The following is a 14037-nucleotide window of genomic DNA, read 5'->3' on the forward strand; positions in this document are numbered from 1 at the left end:
TGATGGAGGGCCTGGCCTCCCAGGCCCCGTATTAACATTACTTGTCAAATTTAGGCATCTCGATGGTGCCTTCAGCTAAACCTTTTTTGACCTCTTCCAGCTTGGCTTTAACGTCATCCGGGACTTGACTTTCCAGCCCGTGGAACGGAGCCACCACTACCCCGCCGTTTGCTGCAGAGAGCCAGTAGTACTTGTTATCCCGGTTGGTGAAATTGTCGTTAAGAATATCATCAATAATCTGTTTGACTACAGGAGTCCAGTTGTAAACAATACCCGATAAAACGTTATTAGGTGCAAGCACATTCTGATCGGCCACGTTGCCTAAGGCTAATTTATTCTTTTCTTTAGCTGCATCTACAACACCTAAGCCAATGCCGTCGCCGGAATGCCAAATAATGTCCACGCCAGAATCATACATGGAGATTGCGCCTTCCTTAGCTTTAGCAGCATCTCTCCAGTCACCGGTATAAAGTTCCTGAATTTCTACGTTGGGGTTAACTTTTTTAGCAGCAAATTTGAATGCTTCGTGTCCCCGGTAGATTTCCGAAACGTCAGCGCCACCAATAACCCCGATCTTGTTGGTCTTGGTTAATAACCCTGCCAGCGTTCCCATTAAATACCCGCCGTCTTCCAGCTTAACATCGTAAATAGCAGTGTTCGGCAATGTTTTAAACCCGGTGCCCAAAGCAAATTTTGTATTTGGAAACTCAGCCGCTACTTTAATTATCGGCTCCATGAACTGGAAGCCATGTCCGAAAATCAGATCATACCCTTCCGAAGCAAAATCCCTCAATGCCGGCTCAATGTCAGCAACTTCATACACTTCTTCCGTATATGTAACCTCAATTTTTCCTTTATATTCCTCTTCCAAAGCTTTCATACCCTCGTACATAGCCTGATTCCAGGATACATCGTCGATTTTGCCCGGCAGAATCAAAGCTACCTTTAACGGCTTTTCTTTTTGCTCTCCCCCGCCGGCACCCTCCTGTCCCGCAGTCTGTTCTTTTTGCCCGCAGCCTGCCACCAGCAAACTGACAACTAACATGGCAACCAACAACAAACTAACTTTTTTCTTCATTATGGAACCTCCTTTTCTTCTGAACCTTAAAATGAGATCCAAACACGAGATTCACTGGCTATGATTTTTCTATTCTACCACCTCACTTTCAACTGGTATTTTTATTGCTTATTTGAGCTCACAAACTCAGCAATTTTTTGTCTGGAAACAGGGAGTTCATTTAGTGGCACGGGGATAACATCGTTAATAGCTGCAGTAATGGCTGGTGCGATAGCGACTGCTGCTACTTCCGCAGCCCCTTTCAGGCCTTGGGGGCCGGATTCTTCGTAGCTGTCCACAGTCCTATTGGAGATGTTTGGCAGGTCTAAACTAGTAGGTATCAGATAGGTTGATAAATTGTTCTCTCTTGGTAAACCCCTGGTAAACTTAATTTCTTCTGTCAGGCAGTAACCCGCGCCCATTGCAATGCCACCGTGAATTTGCCCGTCCAATGACATAGGATTTACAACGCGCCCTGCTTCGGTAACGGCAAAAATATCGAGGAGCCTAACTTCCCCTGACAACGGGTCCACTTTAGCCTTCACGGCCTGGGCAATGAAAGTATACATGCTGTGGGGTAGACCAATTCCAAGGTCTGGTTTCTCCACCTCTGGAAAAACCGCTTCCCCTATTCCTTTTGGATTTTCCACCCCAGCCGCTTTCTGCTTTTTCAGGTCCTGGACGGCGGCTAAAAGCGCATTTCCGCAAATATAGCCTGTACGGGAAGCTGCAGTGGAGCCACAGTCGTGGGTTAGCCCTGTATCACCCATAATTACAGTAATCTGAGAAAGGGGCACACCCAAAGCCTCCGCTGCTAACTGGGCAAACAGGGTGTTGCTGCCCTGACCGATTTCTACGGTACCTATTTTGACCTGGTAGTTTGGCCCTGGCAGTTCTTCTATTTCCACCCTGGCCTGATCAGGAATACCTTTGCCCATGCCGCAGCTCAAGTAACCGGCAGCCATGCCATAGCCTATATGAGGGTCTTTATTGGTGCTCCTTTCCTGCCAAAGGGGTGAGTCTTTTAAAATCTGCAGTGCCTCTTTTAACCCCACCGCATGCCCCATGGGTTGCCCCAAAGAGCCTTCCGCCCCTTTAACCAGGGCATTTTTCAAACGCAAATCCACAGGGTCTATCTTGAGCATTTTTGCCGCCTTGTTTAACAGGGTTTCAGTGGCAAAAGCTGTCTGGGGAGCGCCAAAGCCCCGCATGGCGCTGGCCGGAGGCTTGTTGGTATAGCAGAGGTATCCATTCAGCTCCACGTTTGGAATAATATACGGACCGGCAGCGTGTTCCACACCTAGTCCAAGAACGGCCGGACCCAGGGCTGCGTAAGCTCCTGTATCGAAATAAATACCGGCCTGGTAGGCGGTAATTTCACCTGCCGGGGTAAATCCTATTTTAACCTTAATTTTTGCTGCATGTCTTTTATATGAAGCAACCAGTGACTCTTCCCGCGTGAAAACCAGCCTGGCCGGCCTCCCTGTTTTCCAGGTGACAAGAGCCAGAAAGAGCTGTACGGTATTCCCGTCTTTACCGCCAAAACCACCGCCGGTATTGGCAGTTTTAACCCTGACTTTTTCAGGAGGTATCCCCAGACAGCGGCATATTTCCTCCCGGTCGTAAAAAGGATTTTGCGTGCCTGCAATTATATTCAAAACACCATTCTCATCCAGAAAAGATACTCCCGCTTCTGTCTCTAAATATAAATGGTCCACTACGGGCAAAGTAAATGTATCCTCCAGGACCAGGTGGCTTTGCTCTAAAGCTTCTTGTACGTTACCTTTGGCAAAGGAAATGTGCTGGAGTACATTTCCACCGTCATGTATTTTCGGACTTTCTGCCAGCATTGCCTCCTCGGGACCGGCAACGATGCCTAAAGGCTTGTATTCCGCTTTGACCATCTTAGCGTATTCCTCAGCTTTTTCCGGGCTGTCCGCCGCAATCACTGCCACCGGTTCCCCGTAAAACCTTACTTTATCCCAGGCTAAAACCGGCTGGTCCTTTAAAATATTGCCATGGCTGTTTTTCACCAAATCTCTGGCCGTAAAACAGTAGACTCCAGGGACACCTTGCAAAGCGTCTGTATCAATTTTGTTGATCAGTGCGTGGGCCTCAGTTGATCTGACTAATTTCACATGCAGCATGCCTGGAAAACTATAATCACTAGCATACAACGCCTGTCCTGTGGCTTTACTTACCGCATCTATTCGAAGTACAGAATACCCAATTACTCCCTGCATTTCCTTCCCCCATTATGCAGTCTCTATGATCACGGGTATCACACAATGCCCCAACACATCAATGAGCCCCTGATCAGTTAAACCAAGTTCAGGTACAGTAGGCAAAGATACAAAAGAAAGAGTCATGAAAGGCGCCGGTAAATCGGTGCCTAAAACTTTAGCCACTTCGTTCAACTTATTGATTTGCTCCATGACCTGAACAGCCGGCAGAGGACTCATTAAACCTGCGATAGGCAGGGGCAAAGTGCCTAGGACTTTCCCGTTCCGCACTGCTACAAAAGCTCCCTGGTTTCTTTCAATTTCCCTGGCGGCCAAATACATATCCTGGTCGTTGGTACCCACAATCACGATGTTATGGTGGTCATGGGAAACCGAGGAGGCTAAAGCCCCAGAATTCAACTTAAAACCGCGGACAAAGCCCACACCTACCCAGCCGTTTTTCCCGTATCTTTCAACCACGGCCAGCTTTAAAATATCTTTTTCTACATCTATCTGCACTTGGCCGTTTTTGATTTCCAACCATTCTTCGGTGGTAAAATTGATAATCTGATCGGGATAGAGGTTGATCACCCTCACTTTTGCCTGTTTACCGGAAGCAGGAACAGCAAAGTCAGCAGGCTTAAAGTCAGGCGAAAGTTTAACGGTAGAATTCAAAAATTCCGGATACTTACCGGTCAATTCTTTCTTGAGCTGCCCCCGCTCGGCTACCAGCTGGCCCTGCTTAAAAACATAAACGGGTTTAATTTGTTCCAAACTTTCCAGCAACACCAAGTCGGCATAACGGCCAGGGGCAATTGCACCAATTTGATGGTCAAGCCGGAAATGCTTGGCGATGTTTATGGTAGCCATTTTTATGGCTGTAATTGGTTCTAGCCCTAAGTCAATAGCCTTTTGAATGTTATAGCTGATATGCCCTTCTGCAAAAATGTCGTTCACGTGTTTGTCGTCTGTGCAGAAAAGCAGGTTTTCGGTAGGCAAGTTATGAGCTATGACCCCTTTCATTAATTCTTCTAAATTACGCTCGGTGCTGCCCTCCCTGATTAAAGCTTTGATGCCTAAACGCAGCCGTTCGAACAGCTCTTCGTAGACTACAGATTCATGGCAGTCGGAGAGGCCAGCTGCAGCATAAACATTTAACTTGTCCCAGTCTAAGCCGATGGCATGCCCGTTACATACCTTGCCGTTAGCCCGGGCGCTTAAAATTTTAGCCAGGTATTCTTCCCTACTACTTAAAACCTTGGACGGGTCTAACTCTCCGAGACTTGCGGCCAGATCCGATCCTAACAGCTCTGTTACTTCTTCCACCCCCAGCACACCGCCGGTAGTTTCCAAACCTGGCGCAGTCGGGACCCGGGATGGAACTTCAAGATAAATGCGGAAAGGCAGGCTGGCATTATTGTGTACTAAAGCCTTTAGGCCCTCCAGTCCTGCAACATTGGCAATTTCCATGGCATCTACAAACATTGTGGTGGTCCCCCAGGGCACTATAGCACTGGCCAGGGCTTCAGGGGTTAGAAGAGTTGTTTCGATATGGACGTGGGCATCCATAAAACCAGGTACGGCATACATTCCCTGCCCGTCGAATGACTCCCGGGCTTGGACGTGCCAACCGGGATTGATGGCAACTATTTTTCCGTTTTTAATAACCAGTGAACCGGGATAAACTGTGTCTGTGAATACATCCAAGATGTGAACATTTGTGACGTGCAGGTCTGCGGGTTCTTGTCCGGAAGCGGTCCGTAGCTCTTGTACAAGTGCTTGCAGTTGCTCTTTCACACCATCACCTCGCTTATTTTCTTATTTCCAGTACCCCTCATGCACTGCAGCTGCTTCGTCTTCCAGCAGGGGACCGACCACTGTGATATTTTTTTGTCCCCTGGCAAAAACTTCACGACAAGGAAGCATGAAAGTAGGATTCTGAGGGTTATTTCCTGTTAATGCCAAGAGTCTTTCTTCACTAAGACCGTAGACCACCCTGCCCACATTCCCCCAGTAAATGGCGCCGGAACACATGGCGCAAGGTTCCGCGCTGGTGTAAAGAGTACATGTCCAAAGAAAACCTTTGTCATATGCCCGTGAAGCCCGGCGCATCAGGGCAGCCTCAGCGTGACCGGTACAATCGTGTTCCGTGACCTCAATATTTTCTTGTTCCATTAAAATAGTACCGGAGCTATCCACCAAAATGGCGCCAAAAGGTGTATTCCCGTGCTCCCTTGCTTTGCGGGAAACCTCGATGGCCTTTCTAAGATAAAACAGGTCTCGTTCCAACATCTTCTTCACCTCGGATTGCCTTCAAATTTTACGCCTCAAAACCGTTAAATGGAATATGCCATTACGATAATATTCTTTGGACCAAAGAACAGGTTTTTGTTCCAGGTTGTATCCCATTTCATCCAGGAATAGCAGAGGTAAACCTTTATCTATGCCAAAAATTTGGGATAGCGAATCATCGGCCAGGCAAGGCTGGATCTCTGTCAAGTCCATTTCCACCTTTGTCCTGCAGCGTTTCTCCAAAAATTCAAAGATCGGCGCATTCAGCTCTTCCAGACTGTATTCGCTAACGATGAGATTTTCGGGAATATGGTCAATGCAGTAGATTGCCGGAATACCATCGGCCAGCACAAGCCGGTCCACAACCAGCACCTTTTCTCCGGGCCGGATCCCAAATCGTTTAACAGCTTCCTCATCCGCCGGGACAGAATTCACGTTGACAAAGGCAATTTGGGGCTCATAACCAGCTTCACTCACCATCTCCAAAAATTCTGCTTCCAGGTCCAACCTGGATGTTACATTCAAAACATGCTGGTTAATTATTGTTCCTATACCCCGGCGCCTTGTAATAAAACCTTCGCTTTCAAGACTAGCCAGCACATCTCTCAGTACAGTACGGCTGATTCCCATGCTCTGGGCAAGAACCTCTTCGGGCGGCAGCTTGCCCGATTCGGCAAAGACTCCCTCCCGCAACATGGCTAAAAGAGTTTTCCGTACTTTTATTGACAGTTCTTCTGTATCAATTTTCGGTATAATCAGCATGTTCATGCACCCAACTTAGTAATACTTATTACTTATTACTTAAAATATAGCACAAGTTTTCCAATTATGCCGCCATATCCTGGCAGCATGCTGGCTTATTTAGCTCAGTTTCACCAGATTTTTATTGTTAAATCTTGCCTCTCGTCCTTATTTCGCCATTTTTGAATAGCTTTTATAAAATAAAGAAAACTTGGCTTGCGCCAAGTCTTAGTGTAAACAAATCATTAATTCTACATGCTGCAGGGCTTGGGGGTTTTTCAACGGATTTTCGGAAACGGCTATCAGCAATGGCTTCTTCCCCGGCCTGATAGCCCCCAGTTCATTTTCCAAACCTATTATTTTCGCTCCGTTTAAAATTGCCGCCTGGAGTATGGCTAAATTAGGAAGACCCGCAGCTTTAAAAAGCTTTAGTTCCTGAAAGTAGGATTCCCCGTGCATAACGCCTGCGGCGCCGGCATCGGTCCCTATACCTAACATAACACCTAGAGAAGCCGCTTTCGCAATCCGTTCCAGCTGGAGTTTATAGGTCCGCTCAATTATATTAAACTGCTCGGAAGAAAAAGCATGCTTCCACGGCTCTAAGGTCTGCATATAAACAGGTACTACCGTCGGTACCCAGGGGATTCCCCTCTCCGCCATCAGTTCCAGTGACGCTTCGCTGCTAAAATAGCCATGTTCGATGGAATCTACACCGGCTTCAATGGCAGTCCTTACAGCATGGTCAGAGCTGGCATGGGCCATTACTTTCAGCCCATAGTTATGGGATATCTCTACAATTGTTTTTAGCTCCTGCAGAGTGAACTGGATTGCCCCCACTTTGGCGTATTCTTTAAAGCTGACTATACCGGAAACCAGTACTTTGATTTGGTTTACCCCCAGCTGTATCAATTTTTTTATTCTGGTTTTTACCTCCGCTATTTCTTTTATCCCTTCCCCCAGAAATGAGCCGTAATACCCTTCCTTACGGATGGCAAATCCGCTGGCCCGCACTATAGGGGAGGGTTCATTGGGAAATTGGTCCCTTGCTTTAAGCCCTATACATTCTTTGTCCCCACCGTCTCTGACCGCTACTATGCCATGCTGCAAGTATGCACGTATAGATTGGGATATGTTTTCTGCCATCGCCTCGTCATTTTCCCAGCGGCACATTGCCTTTTGAAAACCTGTACCGTCTATTGCCAGGTGTACATGGCAGTCAACCAGTCCCGGCAAAAGGACTAGGCCTTGCAAATCTATGATTTTAAACTTCCCGCGTCGGGTTAGCTCGCCGATTTCACTTTTTTCAACCAACTCATTAATTCGGCCTTCCTTAATCACTACCGCCTTGCCGGTTATTAAGCAACCGGAAGAGATATCAAGTATCCCGCCGGGCAGCAGGATATAGTTCTCCGAGGAAGCCAGCGTTAAAACAGCCATATTTTTTTCTCCCAAATAGTTTTTCAGCGCTCTACTATTTAATTATGCAATGCCACGCTGCAATAGTCAAAAATTAAATCCTGTAGAAATGTCCAGTGGTAAAAACAAAGCCATAACCCCTTAAACATTGCCTAAGGTTATGGCCAAACGCGAATATATTGATATTAATTATCACAGACCAACCTACTTTCTGAAGTCTTTTACAATTTCCATTTTAATGTTTTTATGACCTTTATCATGCAGTATTTTATTTAATTCTCCGTATTCCTTTACCTCCCTTTCAATTAATTTTTGTGCAAATTTGTCGTTCATAAACATTTGATAGCCCTCCTTGTTGATAAATATTTTCATTTACATCTTTATAATAATTTACCCCTGTTAAATAGTCAAGGGTTTAAAAAAAATTTTAAAAAAAATTTTTTTCTCTAAAATTTGTTTCCAAAGATTTTTCCATAAACAGACGGACAAAAAAACCCTGGTAGCAGCAGTTTGCCACACCAGGGTTTAATAAGTACTGATTGTTTACTTTTTAAGCTTGATGTTTACTTGGATACAACATTGACCCAGACGGGATTAGTAACGGCACGGTTGCCGTTAACATCTTCCACGATAAACGAGTACCATGTTGTCCCTTCCGGAGAAAGTGCAAAAGTCATGTGTTCCTTGTCTGTTTTGCCTTCAAAATTGCGCAAGGCAACTACTTTTCCTTCGCTGATTACCATAACTTTTTTTACCCCGTCTACTGCCAGCGCTTGAATTCTTATTGTGAACTTGCCGCCTTTTTCAACCGTAAAAGTTTCCCCGAACATTTTGCTTGTTTCTACTAACGGGCCTTCTGTCACGTAGGAGTTGCCGGCTTTCAAAGCATTGATATAGCCTTCCGGAGTCGGTTCACCCTTGATATAAGCATAGGTCCTAATTCTGCCTGATACTGAATTCCAAACATCATGGGTGTCAGTGCCACCGGTTAAATAGTATTTTTTGTATTTGCTGTCCAAACTTTCATTCCAGAGACTCCAGACTTTTGCCAACGTTTTTTCATCGGGGCTGTTACCTTTGCTAGTAACTTTTGTGGATTGAAGCTCAATCAAATCAAAATTAGGATCATACCCCCCAGGAATCTTGTCGGCTTCTGCGCTGTAAAAATATCCGTAAGCAATGTAAGGATGGGCAAGCGAAATTACCGCACCGGCCTGATGAGCCTGATTTATAATTTCCGTTGCAGTACCTGTAGGGTCAATAGCCAGTGGCTTCGTAAAATCTAAGGGCAGCACAACAAAATGAGCCCATATTGGAGAGACCTCCACAGCTGAAATGCTGGGTACTTTTCTAGTCGAGGAAATATCGCTGATTTCCTTGTTATTTTTAATAGAATCATGATCGCTGACAAAAGTAAAATCCAACCTTGAAGCAAGCTGCGACTGCACCAAAGCAGTAGGGTCAGTTATACCATCAAGGATGTTGGAATGGTGGTGCAAATCACTGCTAAACCAGCCGTATACGCTGGGGTAGAAGCGCGTCTGAATTTCGGCCTTAACTTGAATGTCCTCTCCAGGCTTAATTACGACAGGGATAACTTGTTTCCTTGTCAAGAATTTTTCCCCGGATGTAACTTCTAATTGATAATCGCCCGGGACCAGCTTAAAATTGGCGATACCTGGATTCTTTAGATCAGTAAAAAACGTGCTGGCACCCAGAAAACCAACTACCGGAGGTGTGCCTCCTGTTACCTTAATCCTGGCATTCACGGGAATTTGGGAATCCTTCCCGGTTACTGTAACCGCAACATTACTGGCGGCCAAAAGATCCGAAAAATCTTTTTTGAGGTTCTGTCCTTTAACTACCGTAACAGGTACCTTAACAGAAGGTGAGTAATCTTTCGCAACCGCATATACAGTATAATCCCCTTCAGGCAAATCGATGGAATACAATCCATCCTTACCGACTACCCAGGCCAGGGGCTGGTTATTCTTTTCCACCACCAAGATAGGGTTGGCTACAATGGTCGCACCCTTTGGCTGAATTGTGCCGGAAATTGTACCAAAAGAATCGCCTTTTTGCTCAGCTGCAGTCTTTAAGAACGGAGAAGTGCTGGCGCCCGGTTCAAACTGTACTACAGATTCAAATACTTTCTCCTCGCCTGGACTGAAAGTAACTTTTTGGTAAAGGTCCTTCCATCCGGTTCCACCGTCATGAAAGTTGGCGTTAGCAAAGTGCATTCCAATGGCGTAACCCTCATCGTAACCGAGAACATATTTGCCATATGGTTCATTCACTTCATTGTATCCTAAATCGTTTTTTGCACTGCTTAAACCGTATGGCCCAAACATGTAGCCACCCGTGGTACAGAACGAGTAGCCTGGATATAAATCCTTGTAAACCTTGCCCTCCGGTGGATTTGTAGCTACTGTTTTTATTTTAACGTACTTACTTCCTTTTTCTAAAGTATAGGTGGTGACCAGCCGTATTTCATTATAATCACGTTCTACTTTGATTACGCCACGTTCCGGCGTGTTTTCTGCAATAGTTACCTTTTGGTAAGTATTTGGCCAAGCCGCCCATGCATTAGGAAGAAAATCAATCAACGTAATCTTATTCTGATTGCATCGCACCATTTTGAATAACGGCGGCATCCAATATACTTCCTTTCGGCACCCCCCAAGGTGGCGCCGTGTCCACTGCAATCGAAATGGCTAAGTTTTCGTTGAACATAGTCAGGTCGTTAGCCCCCAGGGCACTGCCGTTAATGATAGGGGTTGGTCCTACCACAATCTTAACCCCGGCATTTTCAGCCCAGGCCGCTGTTGGCACCAACAATGCTAATAAAAAAATGAACAATACAACAATTTTAATACTTTTGTTGAACTGTTTTTTCACCTTGCATCCTCCTAACCGTTCTTTATTTATTTCTTAATAAGGTAAATCAGTATAAATTGGTTAAGCACCAACCTCCCTTCATAACATAATTGCTGTTTTTGAAACTAACTCAGCTTACCAATCCCCTAAATCATAGTGTCACAATGCTATAATCCGCCTGGTATTTTTCTGCAATTCTGTTTTTTCCGACAATTCATAGGGTTGATATACTGAAAAAACTTTTACTGCAAAAGCCGTGTGCCATGATCATTTAATGCAAAAACCGTGCCATGTTTAACAGACCAGTACATATTAGGAGTTCAGCTCGCACCAGTAACAAAAATTAAGTTTAATAAATCATTTTTGACTTTTTTAAAGTCATTTTTGTTTTAATTTCATTGGTTGCTGTAAGCGTTTAATATGCTGAAAACTACAATAAATAAATAATCACTTTTCTAATCCGTAAAAACATTTGTCACCAGCAATATTTTCCTTATTAAACTGACCGGCAGGTGAAAAAATGGCTAAGCGTCCTTGCCCTGCCTGATTAAAATGTACTACTCCGAAATTTAATAAGGACGCAAAGCCCATTGCCTTAAACATATAAACATAGTGTTCAACAGGATTAACTTACAATAGACCTTTGCAAACAAATTTTTACCTGAATTTTTTCCTGAATTAATTAGGCAAATGCAGAGAACAGCCATCAATCCAATAAGTGAAGCTAGGATTCAAAACTTTGACACACTAAAAAAACTCTGGAAAAAATAAATTGCCCAGAGCAGTCCGGGGAAAAGGTGTTAATACTAGCTTTTGCAATTATTAAACCGGCAATATATAATAATTCTAGTTCCTGGCAATTTGCCCTTTTATTTTTATTACTTTGATATTTAGAGAGGAGTTAAAGTAAATGAAATCAAAGGTATATTTTTGCAACATGAGAGCTACAAAAGCCTCCCAGAGCATTTCCTCCAAAGTTTCAAAACTATTTGATATAGCCGGTTTTAAAAACATCATCTCAGAAAATGACCTTACAGCTATAAAAGTGCACTTTGGTGAAAAAGGAAATAATGCCTATATCAGCCCTATCTATGTTAGGCAAATTGTGGATAAAGTAAAGTCGAGCGGAGGCAAACCATTCTTAACTGATTCCAATACACTCTATAAAGGCAGTCGCTCCAATGGGGTTGATCACCTTATTACCGCAATAGAAAACGGCTTTGCGTATTCTGTTGTCAATGCCCCAATTGTAATTGCTGATGGCATATACAGTAAAGATTCCCTTGATGTTGCCATACACAAAAAGCATTTTGACTCGGTAAAAATTTCATCCAATGTTGTCCGTGCTGATTCGATGATCGTGCTGTCCCATTTTAAAGGACATGAAATTGCAGGATTCGGTGGAGCTATTAAAAATCTTGCAATGGGCGGCGCGCCGGCGGCAGGTAAACAGCAGCAGCATTCTACTGTTCAGCCTAAAGTTGAAGCAGACTGCAGAGCCTGCAAAATGTGCCTCAAAAATTGCCCGGAAGAAGCTATTACAATGGTCGATGGGGCTGCATACATAGATCCTGATAAATGTATCGGCTGCGGGGAATGTATTTCAGTTTGTACGTTTGATGTCATTAAGCCCCAGTGGGGAACGGAAATGGATAAGTTTATAGAAAGAATGACGGAATATGCTTATGGAGCTTATATTACCAAAAAAGAAAAAATTGCTTTTATGAATTTTGTAATTAATGTTACACCTCTTTGCGACTGCGTTCCTTGGAGTGATGCGCCAATTGTCCCCGACATAGGAGTACTGGCTTCCTTTGATCCTGTTGCCATCGATCAGGCCAGTTTCGATCTTGTAAACAGTCAGACAGGCCACTTGTCGAGTTTCCTTGGCGACAAAGGGCATGGAATCAACCCCGGCGAGGATAAATTCAAAGCAATTCACCCTAAAACCAGAGGGGAACTGCAGCTTGAGTATGGGGAAGAACTTGGCTTGGGTACAAGAGATTATGAGCTCATAGAAGTAAAATAAAACATACGAATAACACAGAGCGAAAGGCGCTTTTCCACTTGAAAAGCGCCTTAAAACAAGCTAAATACCGGCTTTTGCAGCTATTGATTTTATTCTTTTCTTGTTTTCATATAAAACTCTTTCCTCATCAATGGTCAACACTTCTCTGTTTTTCATCACCACTTTACCGTCAATGATCACATCCTGTACATCATTACCGGTTACGGCTTCCACTAAGGTGTTTATCAGATTGTGCGTCGGACTGATATGCGGCTGATCAATGTTAATCAGAATAAGATCCGCTTTTTTCCCTACCTCAATGGCCCCTATTTCATTTTCCAAAAGCAGCGCACGGGCTCCACCTAATGTAACCATTTTGACTAATTCCTTGGCAGGAAGAACTACCGGGTCAAAAATTGGTATTCCCCAAAAAGCATGAATGCCCGAGCGAAAAACCCTAATCTCATCAAATAAACTTAAACTTGCGCCGGCTGCCCCGTCACTTCCAATTCCTATGGACATCCCTAATTGTACCATGCGCGGGGTTTTGGGAAATCCATGATTTCCAAAGTTGCTGCGCGGGCAATGGACAATCTTTACATCTCGTTCTTTGAGCAATTCTACTTCGCTCTCAGATAAAGCCACATTATGGGCAGTGAGTAAGTTGGACCCTAAAACGCCCAAGGAATCCAGGTATTCAGCAGGCCTTTTTTGGTACTTCTGTAGGCAAAAACTGACTTCGTCCCGATGTTCAGCCAGATGAGCATGGATACCGGTTTGGTATTCCTTTGCTTTTTCGCCCACCATCCGAATGAGTTCCGGAGAACATGTCATCACTTGCCTGATAGCAAACCAAATGCTAATCCTGCCTTCACCGGCACCATGGTAACTATCATATAACTGCTCAATTTTCTTTATAGCTGTATCAGCAGTATCCTTCATGCTATCGGGAATGAAAGCTCCCATATCCATCGTAGACCGGGTAATTGCAGCCCTCATTCCTGACTCGACTGTTGCCTCTACAACTTTAGGCATGTGCAGGCCGCCTGAATCAGCAAAGGCAGTGGTTCCCGATTTAATCATTTCCAGACAGCTAAGCTGTGCGCTGTAATATACATCTTCTTCGTTTAAATTACTTTCAAAAGGAACCAGGATCCGGGCCCACACCATGGGATATTCATCCATTGTTCTGCCCCGAAGCAACTGCTGACAGGTATGGGTATGGGCATCTACCAAGCCGGGCATAAGAAGTTTGCCCTTGCCCGAAATAATGGTTTCCGCTCCATATTTTGCAGTTAACTCTGTGCTTGGTCCAATCTCCGCAATTTTAGTGTCTGTGATTGCTACAGCTTGACCCTCGACAATATTCAGCTCGGGTGTCATCAGCGCACAGTCTTTAATCAAAATGTCACATTTCATTTAAA

The 14037-nt window shown here is 44.5% G+C and carries 11 protein-coding genes; 1 reads left to right on the forward strand and 10 read right to left on the reverse strand.

Annotation, left to right across the window (positions count from 1 at the left end):
• Positions 1-37: 37 nt before the first annotated feature.
• The 9 genes from EYS13_RS08915 to EYS13_RS08950 form a co-directional block, all read right to left on the reverse strand.
• The gene (locus tag EYS13_RS08915) at positions 38-1078 is read right to left on the reverse strand and encodes a BMP family protein (RefSeq protein WP_227761887.1); all 1041 of its coding nucleotides are present in this window, start codon (positions 1076-1078) and stop codon (positions 38-40) included.
• Between the two features lie 101 nt (positions 1079-1179).
• Positions 1180-3300, reverse strand: a complete 2121-nt coding sequence (locus EYS13_RS08920) for a xanthine dehydrogenase family protein molybdopterin-binding subunit (protein ID WP_227761888.1) — start codon at positions 3298-3300, stop codon at positions 1180-1182.
• Positions 3301-3312: 12 nt separating this feature from the next.
• Entirely contained in the window at positions 3313-5076 is a 1764-nt protein-coding gene (gene ade, locus EYS13_RS08925; RefSeq protein ID WP_227761889.1) for an adenine deaminase, read from the reverse strand.
• 21 nt (positions 5077-5097) lie between these two features.
• Positions 5098-5571: a nucleoside deaminase gene (locus tag EYS13_RS08930; RefSeq protein ID WP_227767866.1), complete on the reverse strand. Its 474-nt coding sequence runs from the start codon at positions 5569-5571 to the stop codon at positions 5098-5100.
• 21 nt (positions 5572-5592) lie between these two features.
• Entirely contained in the window at positions 5593-6333 is a 741-nt protein-coding gene (locus tag EYS13_RS08935; protein WP_227761890.1) for a GntR family transcriptional regulator, read from the reverse strand.
• A 207-nt stretch (positions 6334-6540) separates the two neighbouring features.
• On the reverse strand, positions 6541-7749 hold the full coding sequence (locus EYS13_RS08940; RefSeq protein WP_227761892.1) for a metal-dependent hydrolase family protein: 1209 nt from the start codon (positions 7747-7749) through the stop codon (positions 6541-6543).
• Positions 7750-7932: 183 nt separating this feature from the next.
• A complete protein-coding gene (locus EYS13_RS16265; RefSeq protein ID WP_265332375.1) occupies positions 7933-8067 on the reverse strand; it encodes a hypothetical protein in 135 nt (44 codons plus the stop codon).
• 224 nt (positions 8068-8291) lie between these two features.
• Positions 8292-10382 (reverse strand): CehA/McbA family metallohydrolase, encoded by a 2091-nt coding sequence (locus EYS13_RS08945; RefSeq protein ID WP_227761893.1) that lies wholly within the window; start codon positions 10380-10382, stop codon positions 8292-8294.
• The gene (locus EYS13_RS08950) at positions 10342-10626 is read right to left on the reverse strand and encodes a hypothetical protein (RefSeq protein WP_227761894.1); all 285 of its coding nucleotides are present in this window, start codon (positions 10624-10626) and stop codon (positions 10342-10344) included. The genes EYS13_RS08945 and EYS13_RS08950 overlap by 41 nt, the downstream gene beginning before the upstream one ends.
• 889 nt (positions 10627-11515) lie before the next feature.
• Here EYS13_RS08950 and EYS13_RS08955 point away from each other — a divergent pair.
• Positions 11516-12634, forward strand: a complete 1119-nt coding sequence (locus EYS13_RS08955; RefSeq protein ID WP_227761895.1) for a DUF362 domain-containing protein — start codon at positions 11516-11518, stop codon at positions 12632-12634.
• 60 nt (positions 12635-12694) lie between these two features.
• Here EYS13_RS08955 and EYS13_RS08960 read toward each other — a convergent pair whose 3' ends face one another.
• Positions 12695-14032, reverse strand: coding sequence for an amidohydrolase family protein (locus tag EYS13_RS08960; protein WP_227761896.1), 1338 nt, complete (start codon positions 14030-14032; stop codon positions 12695-12697).
• Positions 14033-14037 lie beyond the last annotated feature (5 nt).

The organism is Zhaonella formicivorans, assembly GCF_004353525.1.
Taxonomy (GTDB): domain Bacteria; phylum Bacillota; class DUOV01; order DUOV01; family Zhaonellaceae; genus Zhaonella; species Zhaonella formicivorans.

Excerpts from the sequence above, each read along its gene's own strand:
- EYS13_RS08940 (WP_227761892.1), bottom strand. The coding sequence starts at position 7,749 with ATGGCTGTTTTAACGCTGGCTTCCTCGGAGAACTATATCCTGCTGCCC.
- EYS13_RS08945 (WP_227761893.1), bottom strand. The coding sequence starts at position 10,382 with ATGCCGCCGTTATTCAAAATGGTGCGATGCAATCAGAATAAGATTACG.
- EYS13_RS08930 (WP_227767866.1), bottom strand. The coding sequence starts at position 5,571 with ATGTTGGAACGAGACCTGTTTTATCTTAGAAAGGCCATCGAGGTTTCC.
- EYS13_RS16265 (WP_265332375.1), bottom strand. The coding sequence starts at position 8,067 with ATGTTTATGAACGACAAATTTGCACAAAAATTAATTGAAAGGGAGGTA.
- EYS13_RS08920 (WP_227761888.1), bottom strand. The coding sequence starts at position 3,300 with ATGCAGGGAGTAATTGGGTATTCTGTACTTCGAATAGATGCGGTAAGT.
- EYS13_RS08915 (WP_227761887.1), bottom strand. The coding sequence starts at position 1,078 with ATGAAGAAAAAAGTTAGTTTGTTGTTGGTTGCCATGTTAGTTGTCAGT.
- EYS13_RS08955 (WP_227761895.1), top strand. The coding sequence starts at position 11,516 with ATGAAATCAAAGGTATATTTTTGCAACATGAGAGCTACAAAAGCCTCC.
- EYS13_RS08960 (WP_227761896.1), bottom strand. The coding sequence starts at position 14,032 with ATGAAATGTGACATTTTGATTAAAGACTGTGCGCTGATGACACCCGAG.
- EYS13_RS08935 (WP_227761890.1), bottom strand. The coding sequence starts at position 6,333 with ATGCTGATTATACCGAAAATTGATACAGAAGAACTGTCAATAAAAGTA.